Genomic DNA, 22,050 nt, shown 5'->3' with positions numbered 1-22,050 from the left:
GACGGGCTCAAGATAATGCAGACACAGGTCGGCCACTCGTACGCCTCGACCACCGGCCTCTACACATCGGTATCGTCGGACTTCAAGCAGAAAACCGTGCAGCAGATGATCGCACGCCGCATCACGACCTTGGAGGACCCAGATGCCTGAACAACGCCGGATCGGCTACCGCTGGAACTTGCGTGCCCTCATGGCCAAGCGCAACCTCTGGAAGACCACCGAACTGATGCCCCTTCTGAGATCCCGCGGAATCAACCTCTCCGAGAGCCAGGTCTACCGACTCGTCACGGCCACGCCCGAACGCATCCCGGCCAGAACATTCGCGGCGCTCTGCGACATCCTGGACTGCACCCCGAACGACCTGTTCGAACCATTCGTTGAGATGCGCGCCGCAGCAACGGCCAACGCCCCGCAGCGCAGCGAAGACCTCGGAATCCAACCAGGTAACCCGATCGCCAAGCGCATCCGCCTCGTCACACCCGAGGACGGTGAGTAAGCCACGCAAAGCAGAGGACCCCATCCGCTGGCCGGTCCCCTGCAACCGCTGCGGCCAGCACCACCAAACCGTCGCACGATGGCCCGACGGCGGAGTCTGCGGCTACTGCTACCAGCAAGCCAAACGCACCCGAGGAATCTGCGCCTGCGGACACGAAGGAGTCCTGCCCGGCCTCATCGATAACCAACCCGCCTGCCGCCGCTGCTCAGGCATCCGACTCAACATCGACTGCGAGACCTGCGGAGCCGAGGACGAACTCCACAGCGGCGGGCGCTGCTGGACCTGCGTCCTCGGCAATGTCGTAGATGACCTGCTCACCGACCCGGCCACAGGATCCATCGCCACATCGTTGATCCCGCTGGCGGCCGCGCTGAAGTCCATGAAACGGGCCAACAGCGGCATGACCTGGATCCGTCAAAAGCACGTCGCCGCATTCCTCCGCAACCTCGCGGTCGCACCAAAGATCACCCACGAAAGCCTCGACGAACTGCCCGACTCACGCACCCGCGAATACGTCCGCGGACTCCTCACCGAACACGGGGTCCTCCCCCAACGCGACGAACTCCGGATCCGCTACGACAGCTGGTCCGCACAAGCCCTCGAACGCGTGAAAGATCCTCAGAACCTTGACGTGGTCCGCCGCTACATCCGCTGGCACCACCAACGACGGATGAACCACATGGACGAAGTCACCCGCGGCACCTTCCTCCGCGCCAAACAGGAAGTCACAGTGGCCATCGACCTCCTCAACTGGCTCACCGGACATGACATCAACCTGCCCGAGCTGCAACAATCCCACCTCGACGTATGGCAAGCCGAAGGGCCCACAACCCGGCGCATCGCCGAGCGCTTCCTCAAATGGGCCATCAAGTCCAAAGCCGCCCCAGCCGGGCTCACCATCGTCCCGCACCGCCGCGGCACCAGCCCACGACTTACCAAGCCCGGACAGGATGAAGCACTCAAACGAGTCATCCACGAAGACGGACTAGAGACACGCGACGGGGCCGCCGCGATCCTTATCCTCGTCTTTGGACATCAGGCTGAAAACATCGCACGGCTGACCTGGGACGAAGTGACCACTACCGAAGAACTCGTCACCATCCAGCTCGGGACCACCCGGATCGCATTACCGGATCCGCTGGCCGAACCATGGCGCGAACTCGCCGCGAACCCTGGCCACGACCTGACCGCCTCACACCCCAATAGCAAGTGGGTATTCCGCGGCGCCTCTCCCGGGCGTCACATCCACCCCGGACACCTCACAACCCGGCTAAGCAAACTATTCAGTACACGGGCCGCGAGACTCGGAACCCTCCACGAACTCACCAAACTCGCACCCGTGGCCATCATCGCCGAAACCCTCGGCTACTCCCCTACCACCATCGAACGCCACGCCACCGATTCGGCCGCCGCTTACGCCCAGTACGTCGCTGCAGCAAAAGCTGTCAGGCAAAACCCCTAAATACCCCATCACTCTCGGCCATGTCGGCGAACTCTTCCCAGTCCATGTTGGCGATGTTCAAGTTGTTATCCACTCCCCAAAGTTCACTGGCAACGCACCGGAACGGTTCATGTGCCAAGTCGCCCAAGTCAACTACCAACACCGGATAGTCGGGTTCTAGAGCGGCGCTGTCCACAATGAAGAGGACGACTGCTTGTTCGTCGGTTGCCAGAGCCGCACGGCGGACCTGTTCCCAATCAGCGTCTACCCAGGCATTATCGTCAACGACTTCAACGTAGGCACGGAAACCGTCTTCGTTTTCAGTCATGACAACGGACAGCGCATCGGCCCAAGCTTTGGCATCGGCGAAGTTCGTGCGGACCAAGAGTGAATTCTCTGTGCTTGGAAGAATTGGCATGCCGATATCCAACCACGCGAATCAGGGCGGATCCGAGAAACGACTCGATGTTGTTTGCGCCGCGGGTGCTACTCCCGTCCCACGAATATCCGTGCATGCCAGTTCCGCGGAAGCCCTCGCACCCCGTGAGTCAGAGTGTGAGTCGGTTTGGAGGCAAATGTGTGGCCTGTCGTCGGAGCGACTCAACTGCGGCGACGATAGCCTTTGAGCAGCTAGCGATGTCGAGTGCGGAACGGTCCCCCGCGACGGATAGGGCTGCGAGTGGGGCCGAGTCATCAACGACGATGGGGGCGGCTACGCAGGCGACACCAGGACCGGATTCCTCATCTTCAGTGGAGAATCCCTGCGCCCGAGTCCGCCAGAGGGCCGCGCGGAGTTCATCGGGCTGCGTGATCGTTTTCGGACCGACTTTCGGGAGGCCTTCGGCAATGTACTTATCCGACACTTCTAAGGGCGAGAATGCCAAGAGAGCCTTGCCGACGCCGGTGGCATGGGCAAGGATGCGCCCTCCGACCCGGCTGCGCAGCGCAGGCGTGCCCCTCGTTGGGAGTATTTGGATGTAAACGACGTGCCGTCCGTCCAATACAGCCAGATGTACTGTATGACCCGTGGCCCGCCGGAGCCCCTCCATCTGTGCGTAAGTGAGTCGGCGTAGCGACTGCGGGCGCACCGCCTGTTCTCCGAGTTCGAAGAAGCGCAGCCCTAACGAGAGCCTTCGATCGTGCTGTTCCAGAAACCTGTGTGCGACCAAGGCAGATACCCAACGCGATGTCGTGGACTTGGGTAAGCCAGCACGACGAGCGACCTCACTAACGCTTAATTCCGGGGCGTCGTGCGAGAAGCATTCGAGGATCGCTGATATACGTTCGATAGATGCGGTGGGCGGACTGTCCCGCTCGGTGGAACTCATAGGACAAGAATTGCTGAATTAGTCTTCTCAAGCAAGAGAGTTACGCTAAACCTCAAGTGCTTGTTCCGTTCAGTGGAACGACTTCTCCGCTTGAGTGCGTAGATCATTGTAGAGTGCATCACATACAGAGCTCCCATCCCCGGCCTGTATTTACATATTGCTTATGACCCCGGAAGCGCTCATCGGTGAGCACTCCTTCAGGGCGAGAGCCAAATGAGGAACGCTGGCTCGGCGCGTGGGGAGGACCAAGGAACCGCCCCAGGGCTTTGTTTGCACTCCCAAGAGTGGTCGCCCATATAGACGGTCACTTTATACGGACCACCATACGACGGACAGGAATGACCATGAACGACTTCCGCTACCACCCAGAAATCGCCAAACTGGGGGCGGCTCACTTGTTTACGCCCGATCTCGAGAAGTCGCTGTGGTTCTTCCACGACGTCATCGGACTCGAAATAACTGCTCGCACCGAGAATAAGGTTTACCTGCGAGCGGCGATGGAGAGGGAGCATCACAGCCTCGTTCTTGAGGCCGGCGACCGGCCTCGGCTTGACCACGTGTCCTGGCGTGTGAAGCGGCCGGACGACTTGGAGGGTTTTCATGAGATCCTCACTGGTAACGGCAACAAGGTTTCATTGGAGGCGCCGAACGCAGAAGACGGGATTGGCGAATCCTTGCGCTTCCAGATGCCAACCGGCCACAAGTTCCGCCTCTATTACGACGTCGAAAAACCAAGTGTTGCCGAAGCCGATCGCTCGGTGCTGCTGAATCAGTCCTATCGCTCTTGGAACCGAGGAATAGGCGTCCGCCGCATCGATCACGTGAATCTCTGGACCACCCACGAGCCAGAGGTGCAGCACCAGTGGTTGAGTGACAATCTGGGTTTCAAGCTGCGCGAGTATGTGCAGGCGCCGCACGGCCGCGTCGGCGGTTGGATGAGCGTAACCCCACTCGTCCACGACGTTGCCGTCATGAAGGCTGGCCCGAAGGAAGCGACCCCCGCGCGCCTGCACCACGTCGCGTTCTGGCTCGACAACGCATCTGACGTGCTCCGTGCCGCGGACATCCTGGTGGAGGCTGGCATCGTTCCCGACCAGGGTCCGGGCAAGCACGGTGTCAGCCAAGCTGTGTTTCTTTATGTCCGCGACCCTGGTTCCGGGCACCGCGTCGAGATCTTCAGTAACGGCTACCTGATCTTCGACCCTGACTGGCAGCCAGTCGAGTGGGGCATGGACAAGATCAAGACTGCGCTGACGATGTGGGGTCCGACGGATTACGTCCCCCATGCTGACGACAACGTCATGAACACGACAACGGAGGCCTGAGCCTTGAGCGACTACACGACCAAGCATTTGGAGACGAACGGATACCGTACCGAGTACCTGGACGCGGGAAGCGGCGACGAGGTAGTAGTGCTGCTGCACGGGGGTGGCCCCGGGGCGAATGCCGAGACTAACTGGCGGAACTTCATCCCGGGTCTGGCGGATCGATACCGCGTGATCGCCCCCGACATCTACGGGTTTGGCAACACGGAACACCCGGAGCAGCCGCCGGTCTCGCTCACCGAGTGGATGCGCGCCAGAGTCAACCAGGTTCTTGCACTGCTGGACGGGCTGGGAGTGGAGCGCGCGCACCTTGTTGGGAACTCGGCCGGGGGCGCCCTGGCAATGTGGACAGCGGGCACGGCACCGGAGCGGATCGGCCAGCTCGTGCTCATGGGCACGGCAGGCGGGCAGATGGCCGTGCCGACGCCCGAAGTCGTCCGCATGGCGTCGTTCTACAAGGATCCGTCCAAGGCGGGGCTCGAGGCCCTCACACGGTGGTTCGTTTATGACGACGCGACGCTCGGCGTCGACGTCGCACAGATCGTCGAGGACCGGCACAAGGAGCTGTCTCGTCCGGAGGTGCGGCGTTCCTTCGCCTCTATGTACACGCCGCCTTCGTCACCGGCAGAAATGACTGTCCCGCCGTCAGCGCTGCGTCGGATTCAGCAGCGGGTTCTGCTTGTCCACGGCCGTGAGGACCGATTTGTGACGCCGGACTCGTCCGTGTACTTGAACCAGCACATCCCGAACTCGCAGCTACACATCTTGGAGAACTGCGGTCACTGGGTACAGATCGAGAAGCGGGACGAGATGCTCTACCTGGTCCGCGGCTTCCTCGACGGGTCCTACTGATGGCCGTCTCAGAGCCCGACCTCGACAAGATCTCAGCATCGCTGGGCGATGCGGAGCGCACAGGAGAACCAACCGACCCCGTTCGGCTGGCGGGTCCGGCACTCACGCTCGACGATGCCTATGCCATCCAGGGACGTACGCGGGCGCGGCGACTGGCGGCGGGTGAGCGGATCGTCGGGCACAAGATCGGCCTCACATCCGAGGCCATGCAGAAGCAGCTCGGGGTCGATCAGCCCGATTTCGGGTTCCTTACCGACGCGATGGTTGTCGCCGACGGTGGGAGTGTGGATCCCAGCAAGCTCATCGCTCCACGCCTTGAGCCGGAGTTCGCGTTCCGCATTGACCGCGCTCTGCCGGTTGACCCCTCACTTCAGGAAACCCGTGAGGCCATTGGCGCGGTTGCAGTCGCGATTGAGATCATCGACTCACGCATCGCCAACTGGGACATCGCCTTGGTGGACACCGTCGCAGACAATGCTTCAAGCGCACGTCTGGTGAGTGGGCCTTGGCGTCACGTCGACCAGGGAGTTTTGGAGGATCTTCCGGGCACCGAAGTGCGGCTGATCTGCGACGGCGATGTCGTTGCCTCCGGACTCGGCTCGGCGGTCCTCGGCGATCCTGTAACCGCGGTGCACTGGCTGGCCCGAGCACTGGGCCGATACGGGGAAGCGCTGAGAGAGGGAGAGATCATCCTCGCCGGCGCCGTGTCCGGTGCCATGCCGCTCACTGCGGGGCACGAGTGGACGGTCAGCGCACCGGCATTCAGGTCGGCTACATTCCGAACTATAAGAGAAGAACGGAAGGCATGACAACGAAATCGAAAGTCGCGGTCATTGGCTCCGGCAACATCGGCACGGATCTCATGCTCAAGGTCATGAGGGTCAGCGATTCGCTGTCCATGGGCATCCTCGTGGGCATCGATCCTGAGTCAGATGGCCTGGCCAGGGCAAAACGCTTGGGCGTAGAAATCACAGCCGAAGGTGTGGACGGGCTTATCCGGCATCCAATGTTCGACGAGATCGAAGTTGTTTTCGATGCGACCAGCGCCGACGCGCATCGTCAAAACGCCGAGAAGCTCTCGCCGTTCGGCAAGACACTCATTGACCTCACACCCGCCGCCATCGGTCCCTATGTCGTGCCCGCCGTGAACCTTCATGAGAATTTGAAAGCAGATAACGTCAACATGGTCACCTGCGGCGGTCAGGCGACGATCCCAATAGTCCATGCTGTCAGCACCATCAGCGCCGTCCTCTATGCGGAAATCGTTGCGTCGATTGCATCGAAGTCGGCCGGTCCGGGTACCCGCGCGAACATCGACGAGTTCACGGAAACAACCGCTGCGGCTATCGAGCAGGTCGGCGGCGCCGCGAGGGGGAAGGCCATCATCGTTCTTAACCCGGCAGAGCCGCCACTCATCATGCGAGACAGCGTACAAATGCTGACAGAACCGCTCGACGCGCCGACGAAGGCGGCCGTCGTCGCTGCGGTCGAAGGCATGGTCGCCGAAGTGGCCCAGTACGTGCCCGGGTACCGGCTCAAGCAGGCAGTGCAGTTCACCGAGGAAACCACAGACGCGGGACATCTTGTCCCCAAGGGACGGACCTCTCCAAGGGGATACACCAAAGTGAGTGTGTTCCTTGAAGTCGAGGGGGCAGGGATGTACCTCCCTGCCTACGCCGGGAACCTGGACATCATGACCTCCGCCGCCTTGCGCACCGCGGAGCGGCTGATCGCCGAATCACGAGGAGCGCAAGCATGACCAAGTCGTCCAGAATCTACCTTCAAGACGTCACTCTGCGCGATGGTATGCACGCCATCCGGAACCGACTCGATCCGGCGACGGTTTCACTCGTAGCGGGAGCACTGGACCGGGCAGGGGTAGACGCGATAGAGGTCGCCCACGGCGACGGCCTAGGTGGCGGCAGCCTAACCTATGGACCGGGTTCGAACACCAGCCTGGAATGGATCGAGGCAGCAGCCGCGGCCGTTGAGCGCGCCGTCTTGACGACGCTCGTCCTTCCCGGGATCGGCACCATCAAGCAACTCCGTGCGGCCTTTGCCGCTGGCGTCCGCTCCGTGCGCGTTGCGACTCACTGCACCGAGGCCGACGTCTCTCGTCAGCACATCGAGGCCGCTAAGTCGTGGGGCATGGACGTCTCGGGCTTCCTCATGATGTCGCACTTAGCCGAACCTGAGCAGCTGGCAAGACAAGCGAAGCTGATGGAGTCTTACGGAGCCGATTGCGTTTACGTCACCGACTCGGCCGGACGGCTCACGGCGAACGGCATCCGGCAGCGGATCCGCGCCTACCGGGACATTCTCGATGAATCGACGCAGATTGGCATTCACGCGCACGAGAACCTTTCGCTCTCTGTTGCCAATTCAATGGTTGCCATCGAGGAGGGAGCATACCGGGTCGATGCCTCTCTTGCGGGGCATGGAGCGGGGGCGGGGAACACGCCGATCGAGGCGCTAGTCGCCGTGGCAGGGCTCGAGGGAATAGAAGTCGGCGCGGATCTCTTCGCACTCCAGGACGCAGCCGATGACATCGTGCGTCCGCTTCACGACCGACCGGTCCGAGTTGATCGCGAGACCTTGACTCTCGGGTTCGCCGGAACATACTCGAGCTTCCTTCGCCATGCTGAGCGGACGGCGGCCGATCACGGTCTGGACGCACGTGCTCTCCTGGTTGAGGCCGGCCGACGGAAACTGATCGGCGGACAGGAGGACATGCTCGTCGACATCGCCCTCGATCTTAAGTCGAACCCGTCGCAGTGACCCACGGTCCTGCGCCGGCGTTTCAACGGGGCCTATGGTCCCAGAAGTGCATGATCACATCCCCAACTCTTCTCGCTCAGCATCAAGGAGGATCCATGAGCAACGAAGCACCAACAATCACCACTGAAGTTCTCATTGTCGGCGCAGGTCCAGCCGGGGCGGCTGCGGCGGCGCTGTTATCGACGTACGGCATCAAGAACGTCGTGGTCAACAAGTACCCAGGCGGTGCGAACGCTCCCCGCGCACATATCACCAACCAGCGTGCCGTGGAAGTGTTTCGCGATCTCGGTCTCGAGCACGAGGTAATTGCGCTTTCGACACCCCAGGAAAAGATGGGTGAGCATGTCTTCGCTACGAGCCTGACCGGCGCGGAGCTTGGGCGACTGCGTACGTGGTACACGGAGCCGCGGTTCCAGGCGGAACATGACCTGGCCAGCCCGTCTTCTGTATGTGACCTACCGCAGGACAAGCTTGAGCCCATACTCATGAACGCCGCCGTGGCCCGCGGCACGGTTGTTCGCTCCGCTACCGAGTTCCTCTCGCTCTCACAGGACGATGAGGGTGTCTCCAGCTTGGTCCGTGACCGGGTGACGGGCCAGGAGTACATTATTCGCAGCGCCTACGTGATCGGCGCTGACGGAGGCCGCTCCGTCGTTGCTGAGCAGATTGGCTTGCCCTTCGAGGGCGAGATGGGCCTCGGCGGATCGATCAACGTCGTCTTCGAAGCAGACCTCACACATCTCGTTGAACACCGGCAAGGCGACATGTACTGGTTTATGCAGCCTGGAGTCGGCCATGACGGGAACGGAATTGGCGTGCTCCGAGTCGTCCGCCCTTGGACGCGGTGGGTTGGTGTCTGGGGCTACGACGTCAGCGCCGGTGCGCCCGAACTGACGGACGAACTGGGCGTCGAGATCGCGCACCAGCTGATCGGCGACGACTCCATCGACGTGAAGATCGAATCCATGTCCACGTGGGCCGTCAACCACATGTTCGCCACGGACAATCTCGTGAACCGTGTCATGTGCGTAGGTGACGCCGTCCACCGGCACTCCCCAATGAATGGGCTGGGCTCGAACACCTCGATTCAGGACAGCTACAATCTGGCTTGGAAACTAATGCTAGTGTTGCGGGGCAAGGCCAACCCATCCCTCATCGATAGCTACCGTGATGAGCGGGTCCCGGTCGCTCGCCAGATCGTCGAACGCGCGAGTCGAAGCAACGGGCTCATGCCGCCGTTGTTCATGGCCCTGGACCTGCCCAGGACCCCCGACGTGCAGACGATGGAGCGGGCCATTGAGGGACTGCAGGCCGACAGCCCGAAGGCACGGAACCAGCGACAGCGCTTCGATAAGGCGCTCCGAGAGACAATCATGGGCTTCAACACCCATGGGGTGGAGATGAATCAGAATTATTCGTCTCAGGCCGTAGTCGAGGATGGGTCCATCGAGTTCGATTTCGGACTGGACGAAGAAGTCCACTATGTCGCCACCACTCGTCCAGGCCGCCATCTACCACACGTGTGGGTCACCCAGAACCAGCAACGGGTCGCGATATTCGATCTCTGCGGCCGAGGAACCTTCACTCTCCTAACCGGCATCGGCGGAGAAAGGTGGCGCGCAGCTGCCAAAAGAGTCGAAGCGGAGTTCGGCGTACCGGTACAGGTCCACACCATAGGGCGAGGGCTCGACTATGAGGACAGCTATGGCGACTATGCAAAGGTTGCCGAGGTCGACGAAGACGGCGCCATACTGGTCCGGCCCGACCACATGATCGCTTGGCGCGCCACCGACTCGAGTGGAGACGTGGAGCAGCGTCTCGTGGAGGTATTCGGCCACATCTTAGGTCATAAGGCTGGCAATCCTGTGACCGCCAATGCCGAGGCGGTCCAGGCCACAGCCTGACCCCGAGAAAACAGCATCGAACGGTGCCGCTCGACGATTAGTCGGGGAGGGAGCCGCTGCAACCATGACTCCAGTCCCCGTTGTCCGCCGTCCCGGTCGTCGTGACAGGCCGGTCCTCCGGCCTGTCACAGGACGCGAAAGCCATCACCTTTACTGCATGAATGTGCATACTGCGGCTTCATGTTACGGATGGCCCGAGAATCCAAGGGCTGCAGTATACGTATGGGGGATCGAGCGTGAAGGGTCAACAAATAAACCCAGTACAGGAAAGGACTTCCACTGACACTGAACCGATCCTCTGATTGGCCTCTCCTAGTAGGCGCGAACGTCGAGATAAGACAACAAGGGAAGATCATACGAACCGGTATCGTTGATCTGGCGATGCCGGACTCCTCAGCGCTCTGGATCGCCTTTGACGGCATCGAACCCCGCACCATGTACGACGCCGCTTCCGGATACGAAGTCTGGGTCCAGCCCTACGAAGCTCCCGGACCCAACCGCTTCCGCTTCACGTCAGAATGCCTCTTTCCGTCAAGCCAACCGTCGATCTAGGTGTAGTGCCGAAGGAAAGCCCGGCACGGGCGCGATCGTACAGCCTCTACCAGTATCAAACCCTAAAGCCGCTGAGGCCCTAGGGAAAGCCGCCACGAGGTTACCGACAACCACAAGAGTCATCAACTATCGCAAAGCTTGATGTCCCGTCGCTTTCCCGCAGCAAACATCCATGCTCTTACGTAACGGGGTCCCATGGGACCACTTTCTACCCTGGTGCCTCCCCTCGCCCAGCCAACATCCCAGAAGAGCTTTATGCATCCCCTTACCAAACTCGTCGCAGATTTTGAAGTTGCTACTGGGCAACGCGACCATGATTCGTCCAGCGGCCGCTTCCGATGCCCAAGCCCGAGCAGCGGCGCAGACGGAATCGGGGGGATCCTTGTCATCTAAGACCACTTTCGCTGCTTCTCCGCTGTCACCCAGCGGTGCCCACGGTCTCTTTCACGAGCGCGACGACAAATTTCCTTCAACTGAGCCTGTTTGACTCAAAGAAATCCCAACCTGGCACTGGGGCTCCTCCAACATCGCTCCACACAAGAAGAATCTAAGGAAAAGGCATGACCCACGCTACTCACATTATCCGGACAGTATCGGCCACCGACGCGGCCACGCTTGACGATCTACTCAACTCGGCAGTCGAGGACGTCATTCCGGATGCCCTTGCACTCAACCAAGGCATCAGGGTTACCCGGGTCGGCCCCGGAGACTACCGCGTGGAAACCGCTGCTGATGTTCCATGCGGTTACACCATCTGTGAGCAGCATTGAGTCGAAGTGCTCAACCACACCGACATTGAGCAGATCCGCGAGGACCTTCGATTACCTGGATGTATCCGGCGACAACGGCTACGACGTCATGCGCACTCCCTACCACCTCGTTCCCCACGAGATCCCTCTCTCCGTTGTTCGGGCCGTCGATATCGGCGAACCTACCGTTTGCCCAAATACGGATTGGTAGCCAGGTCGCCCTTTCACTGGCCTTCTTCCCGCGACATTGAAAGTTGAAAGCACATGAAATTTTCTGCCACACGTAACCCTGGTCGGCTGGCTTTGGCGAGCCTGCCTGTAGGCGCCTCCGTTCTCCTTGCCTCCAGCCTGGCCGGTTGCGGAATTTTCTCAGAATTCACCGGACGGGAGATCACGCCTGCGGCACAGGGGCAGGAACAGCCGAATATCATGATGATCCTCTTGGATGACCTGGGGTATACCGACCTGGGTGCATATGGTAGCGAAATTGACACACCGCACCTGAATGCCCTGACCAAGGAGAGCACTCAGTTCACCGATTTCCATGCCTCTCCCCTCTGTGCTCCCACGCGTGCAGAGCTCATGACCGGCCAGGACCGACACCTAGTCGGCTTGGGCTCCATGGAGGGTCTAACCCCGCCGGGAGTGCCCGAGGCGACCCCCGGCTACAAGGGTAGTTTGGAGGGAGATTTCACCGGCATTGCGGAGCTGTTGGGCGACACCGGCTACAATACCTACCAGGTAGGCAAGTGGCACCTGGGAGGGGCAGAAGGCCAGACCCCCCAGGACCTCGGCTTCGACCAGAATTTCACCCTTTACGATGCTGGCGCCTCCTACTTCTCCGACGGGCACCGCCTCTTTGACAGGCCGGTGGAGCCGGTCGATACCGTCATCCATGAGCGCAACGGTGAGCGGGTCGACGAGCTGCCGGACGATTTCTTCTCTACGCGTTCCTATACCGATGAAATGCTTCAGATGGTCGATCAGAGCGTGGAAGCTGACCAGCCATTCTTCAGCTACCTCGCTTACACCGCTCCCCATGATCCCCTGCATGTGGAGAACGAAGAACTCATTAAGCAGTACCTAGACATGTACATGGATAAAGACTTCGTAGATCTTCGAACCGAACGTACCCAGCGTATGGCCGAACTCGGTCTCATCGACGAAGGCATGGAAACCCGGTGGCTGAATCGCACACCTGAATGGGAGTCCCTGACTCCCCTCCAGCAGCAGGATCTGGCCTACCGAATGGCCACCTACGCAGCAGTAATCCACGAGGCAGATGAACAAATTGGCCGGGTCATCGACCACCTCAAGGATACCGGCGAGTACGACAACACGCTCATCGCGGTGGTCAGCGACAACGGCGCAGCCTCCAGTACTCAGGCTTTCTACCTCGGATTTAGCACTGAAGAAGGCTGGCACGACAGGGCTTACCCACTGATCGGGGACATGGAAGCATACGGTCAGCAGGGATCCTTCGCGTCCATCGGCCTCCCCTGGGCTCAAGTTTCCTCCGGCCCCTATTTCCAGGCCAAGAACACCCTGTTCGAGGGCGGCACCCGGGTGCCGGCGATTATCAAGGCCCCGGGAACCAACGGGGATGCTGGTGGACGGGTTGTCGATACGTTCGCCCATATCACCGATCTCTACCCCACCTTCGCCGAGTATGCCGGGGCGAATCTCGCCTCGGCCGGCAACCTCCTGGGTGATTCCGCCCGCCCACTGCTGGAGGGCACCTCGGAGACCATCGGGGATGATGAATTCGGCTGGGAACACTTCGGACACCGCGCCTACCGCTCCGGTGACTGGAAGCTGCTATTCGCCCCTGAACCCATGGGTGGCACGGGTGAGTACTCGCTGTACAACCTGGCCGAGGATCCGGGCGAGACTACTAACCTCGCAGCCGATCGCCCGGACGTCCTCGATGACCTGAGCAACAAGTGGGACCAGTACGCCGAAAAGAACGGTGTCGCTGTGGTCGACTTTGAAGCGGTCAATAAAATCGCACCAGCTGCCGCTGACAAGGGGTACGTCATGGACTGGGCGGTTGAAAAGAATGCTTCGGAGACCGCCACCAATGAGTAGCTGTTGCTTGCCGTCAGGTGGTGACCTCTCCTCCTTCGGCTCGGTCACAGCAACCAGCTCCATCCATCCTCAGCCCACTCTCTCGGGCCTTACCACCCGCCAGCAAACACCAGGTGAGTTCGCAGACGTCCCCGCCGGCAGCTTCGCCATGGGAGACCACCACAACGAGGGCTACCCGAAGGACGGGGAGACCCCCGTCCACCAGGTGACACTGAATGGTTTCCGTATGCAGACCACAACGGTCACCAACGCCCAGTTCGAGAAGTTCGTGCAGGCGACCGGCTACCGGACCACCGCCGAACAGTTCGGGGTCTCGGCCGTCTTCTACGCCGCCTTCCAAGGACAACGCACCGACATCTTCAACCAGGCCACCGGTGTCCCCTGGTGGCTGGCCGTGAAAGGAGCCGACTGGCAACACCCCCACGGGCCGGCATCCGACCTGGCCGGGATGGACGAGCACCCGGTCGTTCACGTCTCCTGGGACGACGCAACCGCTTACTGCCAATGGGCCGGCACACGTCTTCCCACCGAGGCCGAGTGGGAGTACGCCGCCCGCGGCGGCCTGCAGGGAAAACGCCTGGCGTGGGGAGATGAGCTGACCCCGGACCCGGCGTGGAACTGCAACATCTGGCAGGGCCGGTTCCCGCACGAGAACTCCGCCGACGACGGCTACCTCACCACCGCACCGGTGAAGACCTACCGACCCAACGGGTACGGGCTGTGGCAGATGGCCGGCAACGTGTGGGAATGGTGCCGGGACTGGTTCGAGGCGGACTACTATTCCCAGACCCCGCTTAGTGATCCCCACGGTCCGGCATCCGGCACCCGGCGTGTGCTGCGGGGAGGATCCTACCTATGCCACGACTCCTACTGCAATCGCTACAGGGTCGCGGCCCGCAACTCCAACACCCCGGAATCCACCTCCGGCAACATCGGATTCCGAGTAGCAACCGACATCGGATGAGACCAGTAAGCTGACACAGCCCTTCAGGTAGCAGGCTCCGTAAAGAGCCTGCAGGTAGATGCAGGCCTCCCCCTGAACTGTAAAGAGCCTGCATTCTGTTTCATAGGGTGTACTTCATCGCTGGAGTCAATGTGGCGAGGAAGACTGCCCGCAATAAGGGTCGGGGGTAACCTGTAGTGTCCTATCCGCACAATGTATGAACCCGCGCTGGACGGAAAGAGCAGCCACATAGAATTCGGCACTAGGGTTCGATGCAAATTCCCGGGTTCAGAGATTCATTTCAACAACTCAGCTGGTTTGTAGCGAATACAGTCGTTTCTGGTGCCTTGGACAGAACCGATGAGGTCCCGCCGGAGCTGGGGGCCTCATCGGTCTTACTTGGGGTTAGGCGTTCACATGGCCGTAGAATTCGACGGAGTTTTTCGCCTTGGTGTCGACGCTGAGTGAAAAGACGTCGGGCCGGGTGTAGTTGCCGGTGATGTCCATATCGAGGTGTGATTCTGTTCTCTTGCTGAGTTCTGCGTCGGCGTGCAGGATGGTTTCCTCGTCAAAGACAGGGCAGGCGAGGACGTTGCCGAGCGGGTTCACAATCATGCTTCCGCCGCGCATGACGTTGTTCCCGATTTCGAACTCGAATTCGTAGTCGGCCGGATAGGCGTCTTTGGCGATGGTCTGACATGCGAACAGGACGAAGACGCGGCCTTCGATGGCCATGCGCACCACGAAACCGTCGTGATGGAATCGTCTTCGAGTGGGTCCACTGGTACAACAACGAACGCTAGCATTCCGCCCTGGATCACCAGACACCAGAGGAATATGAGCAGACATATTATGATCTACAACCCGGCTCGTTACCCGACGATGCCGCCAACAAACAGGCGGCATAATTCCCGGGACGGTTCAGACTCCATCGCCACCGCCTGATCCAAAGCAACCCTCGTTACATATATAAGGATTCTGAATGCGCATCGCATCTATCAACGGCCGTGCCACCCTCATTACCGAAAGTGGCCATGACCTGCAAGGCATCGACATTGAAGAATGGTCGAACGGCAAATTCCCCAGCAACACGCGAGAGCTATTGTCCCACCTCAACGAATTGAGGTCCTGGGCTAATCGCCAGGACCTCGACTCTGGTGCCTTCCCGGTCTCCTGGGATGCATTGGAAAGCCCGATCGCCGATCCCCGGCAGATTTTCGCCATCGGCATGAACTACCAGGCCCATGCCGAAGAAGTCTCAATCGCTGCGCCCGAAGTTCCGGCAGTATTCACCAAATTCGCCACATCACTGTCAGGCGCACGAGAATCAATTCAGCTGCCCTCGGACAGCGTGGACTGGGAAATCGAGCTTGTTGCCGTCATCGGGGGCGGGGGCCGCAACATCACCAAGGACGAGGCGTTCAACCACATCGCCGGTTATGCAGTGGGACAAGACCTGTCAGACCGGGCTCTTCAATTTGCTTCAAGCTCGTCACCTCAATTCTCACTCGGAAAGTCCTACGCCGGCTTCGCGCCCGTTGGTCCCTGGATGACGACCGCCGACGAGGTAGTGGACCCCGGACAGCTGAAGATGCATTGCAGTGTAGGCGACGAAGTGCTCCAAAACGGATCAACGGCAAACCTCATCTTTGACATCCCCACCCTTGTGGAGCACCTGTCATCCGTAGTTGAGCTGACTCCCGGGGATCTGATCTTCACAGGAACTCCAAACGGAGTCGGTTTCGGTAGAAACCCCAAACGCTATTTGCGCTCAGGCGAGGAACTCATCAGTACGATCGAGGGACTGGGCGAGATCAAACAGCTCTTTTCGTAATCCAACCGGCCCTAAAAAAGCCAGATTTTCCGATTCAGGAGCGGCCACTTTCGGGGATTTTCCGCTCCCCCGTACCTCCCCGGATCCACGGTGCAAGAGGAACAGTGAGCTCCACCCTTACCCAGCGCGAGAAGAATCGCTCAACTGCTCTCGGCACTTTTGAGGTGTGTCCGCAAGCTGGCTGCGACGTTCCGTGCGGCCTCGAGATTCTGCGGTGTGAGGGCGTCGATGAAGAGTTTCCGGACAAGGCGCAGATGTGATGCTGATGAGCTGCGAAATGTCTGGGCGCCCTCTCCGGTCAACTCAACCACGGCGCCCCGGTTGTCTTGGCCGGAGCGGTGGCGCCTCACTAGTCCGCGGTTTTCCATCCGCCCCAAGTGATGGGACAGCCGGCTCCGTTCCCAGCCGATTTCTTCTGCAAGGATTGAAGAGCGCATCCTGTGCTCCTCGGCCTCGCTTAGGGCCAAGAGGACCGCATAGTCACCCGGAGATATGCCTGATGCGGATTGAAGTTCCGCTGAGAGAGCGCGGCGAAGGTCTTCCGCCGTTTCGACATACTCCCGCCAAACGGCCAGTTCGTAGGGAGTGGGACTTTGTCTTGCCTTCTTCGCTGCATCCTCCACTAAGCCCGCTTTCCTCGTTACTTGACACGCCAATATTACTGATCGATGATTGACACGTCAATTATATAGTTGACGTATCAACCAGCGGAGAGTTCGATGAGGGAAATGATTTTTGGGCTGGACACCTTCGGTGATGTTCCCGTTGACGACGCTGGCGTACCGGTCACGCACGCGCGGGCGCTCCGGCATTTGGTGGACGAAGCAGTGCTTGCCGATCAGCTGGGTGTTGATGTCTTTACCGTCGGGGAGCACCACCGGCCGGAGTATTCGGTCTCGTCCCCCGAGACGGTTCTTGCCGGGATGGCCACCAGAACCTCCCGAATCCGTCTGGGGTCAGGGGTGACGGTCCTGAGTTCGGATGATCCGGTCCGGGTGTTTGAACGGTTCGCTACAGTCGACGCCCTTTCCAGTGGTCGCGCCGAGGTCATTCTTGGCCGGGGTTCTTTTACCGAGTCCTTCCCTCTCTTTGGGTATGACCTCAAGGACTACAACGTGCTCTTTGAAGAAAAGATCGAACTGTTCGCCCGGCTGCTGCAAGAAAAACCAGTGACATGGAGCGGCACCGTCCGCGCCCCGCTGATTGGCGCCGATGTATACCCCAAAACTGAGGGCGGGCTGAGGACATGGGTAGGGGTGGGAGGGACACCTCAATCTGTGATTCGAACCGCCCGGTACGGGTTCCCCCTTATGCTCGCCATCATCGGTGGAGCACCGCAGCGTTTCGCCCCGTTCGTTGAGCTCTACAAGGACTCCGCCGCAAAGTTTCACACCACTGCCTGGCCGGTGGGCATGCACTCACCGGGGTTTATCGCCGATACCGACGACGAGGCCAAGGAAGTGTTCTGGCCCCACTACAAAGTAGTAAGGGACCGCATCGGAGCCCTGCGGGGCTGGCCGCCGGTCCGACGCGAGGAATTCGAAGCCGAAACCAGGCATGGCTCGATGTACATAGGGTCACCGGAAACCGTCGCCAGAAGAATCACCCAGACGGTCACCTCCCTCGACGTTGGGCGCTTCGACCTCATCTTCAGCTCCGGAGCCCAGCCCATCAGCGCCCGGCTTAAAGCCGTGGAACTCTATGGCAGCAAAGTCATCCCCCTCGTCCGCGACATGCTCGCCAATAAAGCCCCCGCTCATCGCCTAACCCTCTGACCTCTGGTTCATCCACTGGAGTCACGTATTCAAGTGAAAGAAGACCCGCATGAACGTCACACTCTGGATCATTACAGGCCTTCTCGCGTTGGCCTTCCTCGGAGCAGGAACTATGAAGCTCGCACAATCCAAGACCAAGCTCACCGCATCCGGACAAGGTTGGGTTGAGGACTTGCCGGGCAGCACTGTGAAGACCATCGGCGCATTGGAAGTTGCCGGGGCCCTGGGACTTGTCCTGCCCGCCGTGCTGGACACCGCCACTTTCCTCGTGCCCATAGCCGCGACCGGGCTCTTCCTCCTCATGGCAGGTGCAGCAATCACGCACGGCCGCCGCCACGAAAATTCCAACATCATCATCAACATCGTCCTCGGCATTCTCGCCGCGGGCCTCGCCATCGCCAGATTCGGCTCCTACAGCCTCTGACCAACCACTCCCCTACACGGCACAAGACCCACAGCCCTACGCTGCACTGCTTGCCCACCCTCATTCAGAGGGTGGGCCAGTGTCAGCCGGACCTGGGCGGCGTTCAGCGGATATGGTGCAGGTGCCACCGGTGAGTGGAATCAGGTCACACCCAAAGCTGAGATGCCGCCACTGACCTAGTCGTAGGAACAACGGAATTGATCTACGTTCCAACGAGAGGTCATGTCGGCCCGCCCACAGCCGGAGACAATTTCTCATAGGTTATCCATCGCTACTGCTGGCCGGCGAGCTATCCCAACGGCAGCCAATTTCTAGCCGTGGATAACCTGAATTGACCCCAACCATGAACGGACTAAAGTCGCTACCGGTTCCGGCCGCGTGATCAGCACGTACGGGGTTACCCAGCAAAGACAGGTTGACGGAATCACAGTTATTGCCTTTAAGCACGGGAGTAAAAGTAGCTGCGGAGCCATGACGAGGCTGGCTGAACGCCTATTGGGAATGCGGGCCACATCCGTACCAGAGCGCCGCTGGAGGGCCGGCGCTATCTAGCCGAGGAATGGTTCAGGCCGCAGCTGCACGGCCAAGCCGCCGCCGCCGTCGTCGACCTCGACCTCGACCTCGAGTACGCTTTCAACAACGATGCCGGAAGCGTCGAGATATCCGAAGCCACCGCACTTGTCGGAATGAAGGAAGCTTCCTTCTCGAAATAATTCAACGCGCCACCGGGCCAGAACTTCAGCGACTTGGTCCGCAAGCTTTCGCCTAGCCCACGCCCTGCGCTGCTGGAACGCAGGGACAAAGCCATCTCTTACATCTGCTACGAGGTGGGGTTTTCCAACCTGTTAGGGCGAATCACATTCTGTAAGAATCACACAGCTAGTCCACCAGGGCCAAGTGAATCGCTTTGTCCCTGCATGAGCGAAAGGCTGGCACACTCCGTGCCCGAGGCTGAGCCAGCCCTTGCCAGTGCCCGTTTGTCGGGTTTGAGGGCGGAAGGCGGACAGTGACTCGGCTCAAGTCCCGGCCTGTTGGTAGGGGTTTGCTGGAACTGTCGCTGCTAACCCTTAATACTCCCCTCTATTTAGTCCTTCTGATGTCCCAGTGGAGCCTTTTATTGCTATTCTTTGAATCAATGATGTCCGCTGGTCTTGAACGCCCCAGGTCACACAGAGGAGAGTGCAAGGTAGCAGTGGAGATCCGCCAGTTGAGCTACTTCATCGCTGTGGCAGAAGAGCGACACTTTGGTCGAGCCGCCAAGCGGCTGCATATGGCCCAACCTCCGCTGTCGCAACAGATCCGTCAGCTTGAGGAGCTGTTAGGCGTCAAACTGCTCAATCGCACAACACGGCAAGTCGACCTCACCGCCGCCGGGCAGGTGTTGCTGGACAGGGGACGCCGGATCATCAATGAGTTGGAGATTCTCAAGGCGGACGTCCTCCAGGTGGGGCAGGGGGCCACAGGGGTCTTGCGCGTCGGCTTCGCCGGCTCAGCGACCTATGGGGTGATGCCTCCGATCGTGCGCCGTGCCAAGCAAATTATGCCGAGTTTGTCGCTAAGCCTCCACGGAGAGATGCTTACGCCGTCCATGGAAGAGGGTCTCCGCGAGGGCGCCCTCGATGCCGCTTTATTGCGGCCGCCTGTGGCGTCTCCGGAGATCGAATACCGCATCGTTGCCCGTGAGCCCCTGGTGGTTGCCCTACCTTCCTTCAGTCTCCTGGCCGGTGAACGGCCAGTAGCCGTGTCCGAGCTGCAAGATCAGGACTTTATTGCTTATCCGCCAGAGTCGGTGCTTCACCGCACGACTGCAGAACTCTGCCGGCAGGCAGGGTTCCAGCCACGGATCGCCCAGATAGCCGGAGAGACCTCGACGATGCTGTCGTTCGTGGCGGCCGGGGGCGGAGTGTCGATCGTGCCCTCCAGCGTGCGGGCGCTCCAACTGGAAGGGGTTGTCTACCGCAACCTGGAGCATTCTCCGGAGGTCGATCTGGCTGTTGCATGGCGGAAGGAAGACCGCTCTGCGTTACTGCATAACTTCCTCGACGTCGTCATTACCGTCACGGGGCCGGACACCCCGTGCTCCGGTCCGTCATAGATTCGCATCCAAGAAAGGCCTGATTCGCCCATGAAGATCGCAGCCATCGAGGCGATCCCGTACTCGATCCCTTACATCCATCCCCTGCACTTCGCCTCTGGTGCAGTTCATGCCGCTGAGCATGTACTCGTGCGCATACGCACAGTCGATGGAATCGTTGGCACCGCGGACGCCCCGCCAAGGCCTTACACCTATGGAGAGACGCAAAAGTCGGTCGTAGCCGTAATCGAAGACCTTTTTGCGCCCCAGCTGATTGGGCTGGACGTATTCGACCGAGAGAAAGCTCAGGCCATCATGGCCCGCACCGTGCACAACGAAGCGGCCAAGGGCGCGGTTGACATAGCGCTTTGGGACATCATTGGACAAGCTCTTGGCCAGCCAGTAACAAAGCTCCTGGGCGGCTATACCGACTCCCTGCGGGTATCGCACATGCTCGGGTTCAAACCCGCCGCGGAACTGCTGGAGCTCGCCTTGAGGTTTCGTGACACCTACGGAATCAACACTTTCAAGCTCAAGACCGGCCGCAGACCCCTGTCCCTGGACGTGGAGGCAGCCCGGGTCTTGCGCGAAGGCCTGGGCGAGGAAGCCGAACTATATTTGGACGCCAATCGCGGCTGGTCTGCCAACGAAGCCGCCGAGGTGCTGCGCCGCACGAGTGACCTGGGCCTGCAGTTTCTAGAAGAGCCGGACGACGCGCGTGAAGTTCTAGGCCGGCGACGGTTGGTCGCCAACGCCGCGATCCCGATCGCGGCCGATGAGTCAGCCCCCACCCTTGGGGACGCCGCCCGGGAGATCCTTACCGGCGGGGCGAACCTTTTGGCAGTAAAGACCGCCCGCTCCGGCTTCACCGAGGCTGCCAAGATTGTCGGCATGGCGGAGGGAATGGGGGTGGACGTCTATATCGGTAACCAAATCGATACCCAAGTCGGTACCGTCGCCTCGGTAGTGTTCGGGGCCGCTTTCGCCCATACATCCAAACGCGCCGCAGAGTTGTCCAACTACCTCGACATGGCCGATGACCTACTAGCAGAGCCCCTGTCCATCGCCGACGGCCGCATATATGTCCGACAGGCTGCTGGAGCCGGTACCACCATTGATGAAGACAAACTCGCCCGCTACCGCAACGATCGTTAGATCTCCCAGCCTGGCGGCTGGGCACCCCCGCTCAAATTAGAGGAGATAACTGTGAAGTACTTGGTCCACATGGACGTCAACCTGCCCGGCGACATGGCGGCGGAGGACGCCGCCAAAATCAAGGCAACGGAAAAAGCCTACTCCCAGCAACTGCAACGCGCGGGCAAGTGGCCGGAGATCTGGCGGGTAGTAGGCGAGTATGCGAACTATTCCGTATTTGATGTCGAATCTCATGATGAGCTGCACGACATCCTGCAGAACCTGCCGCTGTTCCCTTACATGGACATCTCGGTGGTGCCTTTGGCCAAGCACCCCTCGGACGTGAAGTAGTT

The 22,050-nt window shown here is 60.3% G+C and carries 23 protein-coding genes; 19 read left to right on the top strand and 4 right to left on the bottom strand.

The annotated features are described in order from the left end of the window. The first annotated feature begins 142 nt into the window (after positions 1-142). Positions 143-496, top strand: coding sequence for a helix-turn-helix domain-containing protein (locus EU811_RS20640; RefSeq protein ID WP_069949793.1), 354 nt, complete (start codon positions 143-145; stop codon positions 494-496). Next, positions 489-1,958: a Fis family transcriptional regulator gene (locus tag EU811_RS20635; RefSeq protein WP_142940155.1), complete on the top strand. Its 1,470-nt coding sequence runs from the start codon at positions 489-491 to the stop codon at positions 1,956-1,958. Before EU811_RS20640 ends, EU811_RS20635 begins: the two co-directional genes overlap by 8 nt. Here the strand turns inward: EU811_RS20635 and EU811_RS20630 are convergent. Continuing rightward, positions 1,942-2,322, bottom strand: a complete 381-nt coding sequence (locus EU811_RS20630; protein WP_238703486.1) for a DUF6924 domain-containing protein — start codon at positions 2,320-2,322, stop codon at positions 1,942-1,944. The two genes, EU811_RS20635 and EU811_RS20630, sit on opposite strands and share 17 nt — an antisense overlap. A 163-nt stretch (positions 2,323-2,485) precedes the next feature. Then, on the bottom strand, positions 2,486-3,265 hold the full coding sequence (locus EU811_RS24775; RefSeq protein WP_142940153.1) for an IclR family transcriptional regulator: 780 nt from the start codon (positions 3,263-3,265) through the stop codon (positions 2,486-2,488). 344 nt (positions 3,266-3,609) lie between these two features. Here EU811_RS24775 and EU811_RS20620 point away from each other — a divergent pair, with 344 nt between their 5' ends. The 11 genes from EU811_RS20620 to EU811_RS20575 all read left to right on the top strand — a co-directional run bounded on the left by EU811_RS20620 (position 3,610) and on the right by EU811_RS20575 (position 14,477). Further along, positions 3,610-4,590, top strand: coding sequence for a VOC family protein (locus tag EU811_RS20620; RefSeq protein ID WP_142940152.1), 981 nt, complete (start codon positions 3,610-3,612; stop codon positions 4,588-4,590). A 3-nt stretch (positions 4,591-4,593) separates the two neighbouring features. Next, positions 4,594-5,442: an alpha/beta fold hydrolase gene (locus tag EU811_RS20615; protein ID WP_142940151.1), complete on the top strand. Its 849-nt coding sequence runs from the start codon at positions 4,594-4,596 to the stop codon at positions 5,440-5,442. Beyond that, positions 5,442-6,251, top strand: a complete 810-nt coding sequence (locus EU811_RS20610; protein ID WP_142940150.1) for a 2-keto-4-pentenoate hydratase — start codon at positions 5,442-5,444, stop codon at positions 6,249-6,251. Before EU811_RS20615 ends, EU811_RS20610 begins: the two co-directional genes overlap by 1 nt. Beyond that, entirely contained in the window at positions 6,248-7,201 is a 954-nt protein-coding gene (locus tag EU811_RS20605) for an acetaldehyde dehydrogenase (acetylating) (RefSeq protein ID WP_142940149.1), read from the top strand. The genes EU811_RS20610 and EU811_RS20605 overlap by 4 nt, the downstream gene beginning before the upstream one ends. Next, on the top strand, positions 7,198-8,220 hold the full coding sequence (gene dmpG / locus EU811_RS20600) for a 4-hydroxy-2-oxovalerate aldolase (protein ID WP_142940148.1): 1,023 nt from the start codon (positions 7,198-7,200) through the stop codon (positions 8,218-8,220). Before EU811_RS20605 ends, dmpG begins: the two co-directional genes overlap by 4 nt. Before the next feature lie 95 nt (positions 8,221-8,315). Continuing rightward, positions 8,316-10,124 (top strand): FAD-dependent monooxygenase, encoded by a 1,809-nt coding sequence (locus EU811_RS20595; RefSeq protein WP_142940147.1) that lies wholly within the window; start codon positions 8,316-8,318, stop codon positions 10,122-10,124. Between the two features lie 381 nt (positions 10,125-10,505). After that, positions 10,506-10,676, top strand: coding sequence for a hypothetical protein (locus EU811_RS23885; protein ID WP_187697275.1), 171 nt, complete (start codon positions 10,506-10,508; stop codon positions 10,674-10,676). A gap of 560 nt (positions 10,677-11,236) precedes the next feature. Then, positions 11,237-11,446, top strand: a complete 210-nt coding sequence (locus EU811_RS20585) for a hypothetical protein (RefSeq protein WP_142940146.1) — start codon at positions 11,237-11,239, stop codon at positions 11,444-11,446. 25 nt (positions 11,447-11,471) lie between these two features. Continuing rightward, a complete protein-coding gene (locus tag EU811_RS23590; RefSeq protein WP_160147670.1) occupies positions 11,472-11,636 on the top strand; it encodes a hypothetical protein in 165 nt (54 codons plus the stop codon). 53 nt (positions 11,637-11,689) lie between these two features. Next, on the top strand, positions 11,690-13,513 hold the full coding sequence (locus tag EU811_RS20580) for an arylsulfatase (RefSeq protein WP_202979330.1): 1,824 nt from the start codon (positions 11,690-11,692) through the stop codon (positions 13,511-13,513). Further along, positions 13,506-14,477 carry a formylglycine-generating enzyme family protein gene (locus tag EU811_RS20575; protein ID WP_142940145.1) on the top strand — a complete coding sequence of 324 codons (972 nt, stop codon included), beginning with the start codon at positions 13,506-13,508 and terminating at the stop codon, positions 14,475-14,477. The genes EU811_RS20580 and EU811_RS20575 overlap by 8 nt, the downstream gene beginning before the upstream one ends. 384 nt (positions 14,478-14,861) lie before the next feature. On the opposite strand, the gene EU811_RS20570 is transcribed toward EU811_RS20575, so the two are convergent. Next, positions 14,862-15,305, bottom strand: coding sequence for a nitrilase-related carbon-nitrogen hydrolase (locus tag EU811_RS20570; protein ID WP_274595845.1), 444 nt, complete (start codon positions 15,303-15,305; stop codon positions 14,862-14,864). Positions 15,306-15,438: 133 nt separating this feature from the next. Here EU811_RS20570 and EU811_RS20565 point away from each other — a divergent pair, with 133 nt between their 5' ends. Beyond that, on the top strand, positions 15,439-16,290 hold the full coding sequence (locus EU811_RS20565; protein ID WP_142940144.1) for a fumarylacetoacetate hydrolase family protein: 852 nt from the start codon (positions 15,439-15,441) through the stop codon (positions 16,288-16,290). 140 nt (positions 16,291-16,430) lie between these two features. Here EU811_RS20565 and EU811_RS20560 read toward each other — a convergent pair whose 3' ends face one another. Then, positions 16,431-16,913, bottom strand: a complete 483-nt coding sequence (locus EU811_RS20560; RefSeq protein WP_142940143.1) for a MarR family winged helix-turn-helix transcriptional regulator — start codon at positions 16,911-16,913, stop codon at positions 16,431-16,433. A 96-nt stretch (positions 16,914-17,009) separates the two neighbouring features. Here EU811_RS20560 and EU811_RS20555 point away from each other — a divergent pair, with 96 nt between their 5' ends. The 5 genes from EU811_RS20555 to catC all read left to right on the top strand — a co-directional run bounded on the left by EU811_RS20555 (position 17,010) and on the right by catC (position 22,048). Next, complete coding sequence (locus EU811_RS20555; RefSeq protein WP_142940142.1) at positions 17,010-18,065, top strand: LLM class flavin-dependent oxidoreductase; 1,056 nt, start codon at positions 17,010-17,012, stop codon at positions 18,063-18,065. Positions 18,066-18,114: 49 nt separating this feature from the next. After that, positions 18,115-18,489, top strand: coding sequence for a DoxX family protein (locus tag EU811_RS20550; protein WP_142940141.1), 375 nt, complete (start codon positions 18,115-18,117; stop codon positions 18,487-18,489). A gap of 1,192 nt (positions 18,490-19,681) precedes the next feature. Beyond that, complete coding sequence (locus tag EU811_RS20540) at positions 19,682-20,584, top strand: LysR substrate-binding domain-containing protein (RefSeq protein ID WP_142940140.1); 903 nt, start codon at positions 19,682-19,684, stop codon at positions 20,582-20,584. 30 nt (positions 20,585-20,614) lie between these two features. Then, a complete protein-coding gene (locus EU811_RS20535; protein WP_142940139.1) occupies positions 20,615-21,718 on the top strand; it encodes a mandelate racemase/muconate lactonizing enzyme family protein in 1,104 nt (367 codons plus the stop codon). A 51-nt stretch (positions 21,719-21,769) separates the two neighbouring features. After that, entirely contained in the window at positions 21,770-22,048 is a 279-nt protein-coding gene (gene catC, locus EU811_RS20530; RefSeq protein WP_142940138.1) for a muconolactone Delta-isomerase, read from the top strand. Positions 22,049-22,050 lie beyond the last annotated feature (2 nt).

The sequence above is a fragment of the Arthrobacter sp. TS-15 genome, from assembly GCF_006964045.1.
GTDB lineage: Bacteria > Actinomycetota > Actinomycetes > Actinomycetales > Micrococcaceae > Arthrobacter.
Note: the sequence above shows the minus strand (reverse complement) of the source record. Positions and strands in the feature narration are given on the sequence as shown.

What these genes read in the sequence shown, in the direction of transcription:
- EU811_RS20555 (WP_142940142.1), top strand. Translation starts at nt 17,010, where the DNA reads ATGAGGGAAATGATTTTTGGGCTGGACACCTTCGGTGATGTTCCCGTT.
- EU811_RS20580 (WP_202979330.1), top strand. Translation starts at nt 11,690, where the DNA reads ATGAAATTTTCTGCCACACGTAACCCTGGTCGGCTGGCTTTGGCGAGC.
- EU811_RS20640 (WP_069949793.1), top strand. Translation starts at nt 143, where the DNA reads ATGCCTGAACAACGCCGGATCGGCTACCGCTGGAACTTGCGTGCCCTC.
- dmpG (WP_142940148.1), top strand. Translation starts at nt 7,198, where the DNA reads ATGACCAAGTCGTCCAGAATCTACCTTCAAGACGTCACTCTGCGCGAT.
- EU811_RS20595 (WP_142940147.1), top strand. Translation starts at nt 8,316, where the DNA reads ATGAGCAACGAAGCACCAACAATCACCACTGAAGTTCTCATTGTCGGC.
- EU811_RS20570 (WP_274595845.1), bottom strand. Translation starts at nt 15,305, where the DNA reads ATGTCTGCTCATATTCCTCTGGTGTCTGGTGATCCAGGGCGGAATGCT.
- EU811_RS20610 (WP_142940150.1), top strand. Translation starts at nt 5,442, where the DNA reads ATGGCCGTCTCAGAGCCCGACCTCGACAAGATCTCAGCATCGCTGGGC.
- EU811_RS20620 (WP_142940152.1), top strand. Translation starts at nt 3,610, where the DNA reads ATGAACGACTTCCGCTACCACCCAGAAATCGCCAAACTGGGGGCGGCT.
- EU811_RS20550 (WP_142940141.1), top strand. Translation starts at nt 18,115, where the DNA reads ATGAACGTCACACTCTGGATCATTACAGGCCTTCTCGCGTTGGCCTTC.
- EU811_RS20585 (WP_142940146.1), top strand. Translation starts at nt 11,237, where the DNA reads ATGACCCACGCTACTCACATTATCCGGACAGTATCGGCCACCGACGCG.
- EU811_RS20605 (WP_142940149.1), top strand. Translation starts at nt 6,248, where the DNA reads ATGACAACGAAATCGAAAGTCGCGGTCATTGGCTCCGGCAACATCGGC.
- EU811_RS24775 (WP_142940153.1), bottom strand. Translation starts at nt 3,265, where the DNA reads ATGAGTTCCACCGAGCGGGACAGTCCGCCCACCGCATCTATCGAACGT.
- EU811_RS23885 (WP_187697275.1), top strand. Translation starts at nt 10,506, where the DNA reads ATGCCGGACTCCTCAGCGCTCTGGATCGCCTTTGACGGCATCGAACCC.
- EU811_RS20575 (WP_142940145.1), top strand. Translation starts at nt 13,506, where the DNA reads ATGAGTAGCTGTTGCTTGCCGTCAGGTGGTGACCTCTCCTCCTTCGGC.
- EU811_RS20565 (WP_142940144.1), top strand. Translation starts at nt 15,439, where the DNA reads ATGCGCATCGCATCTATCAACGGCCGTGCCACCCTCATTACCGAAAGT.
- EU811_RS20535 (WP_142940139.1), top strand. Translation starts at nt 20,615, where the DNA reads ATGAAGATCGCAGCCATCGAGGCGATCCCGTACTCGATCCCTTACATC.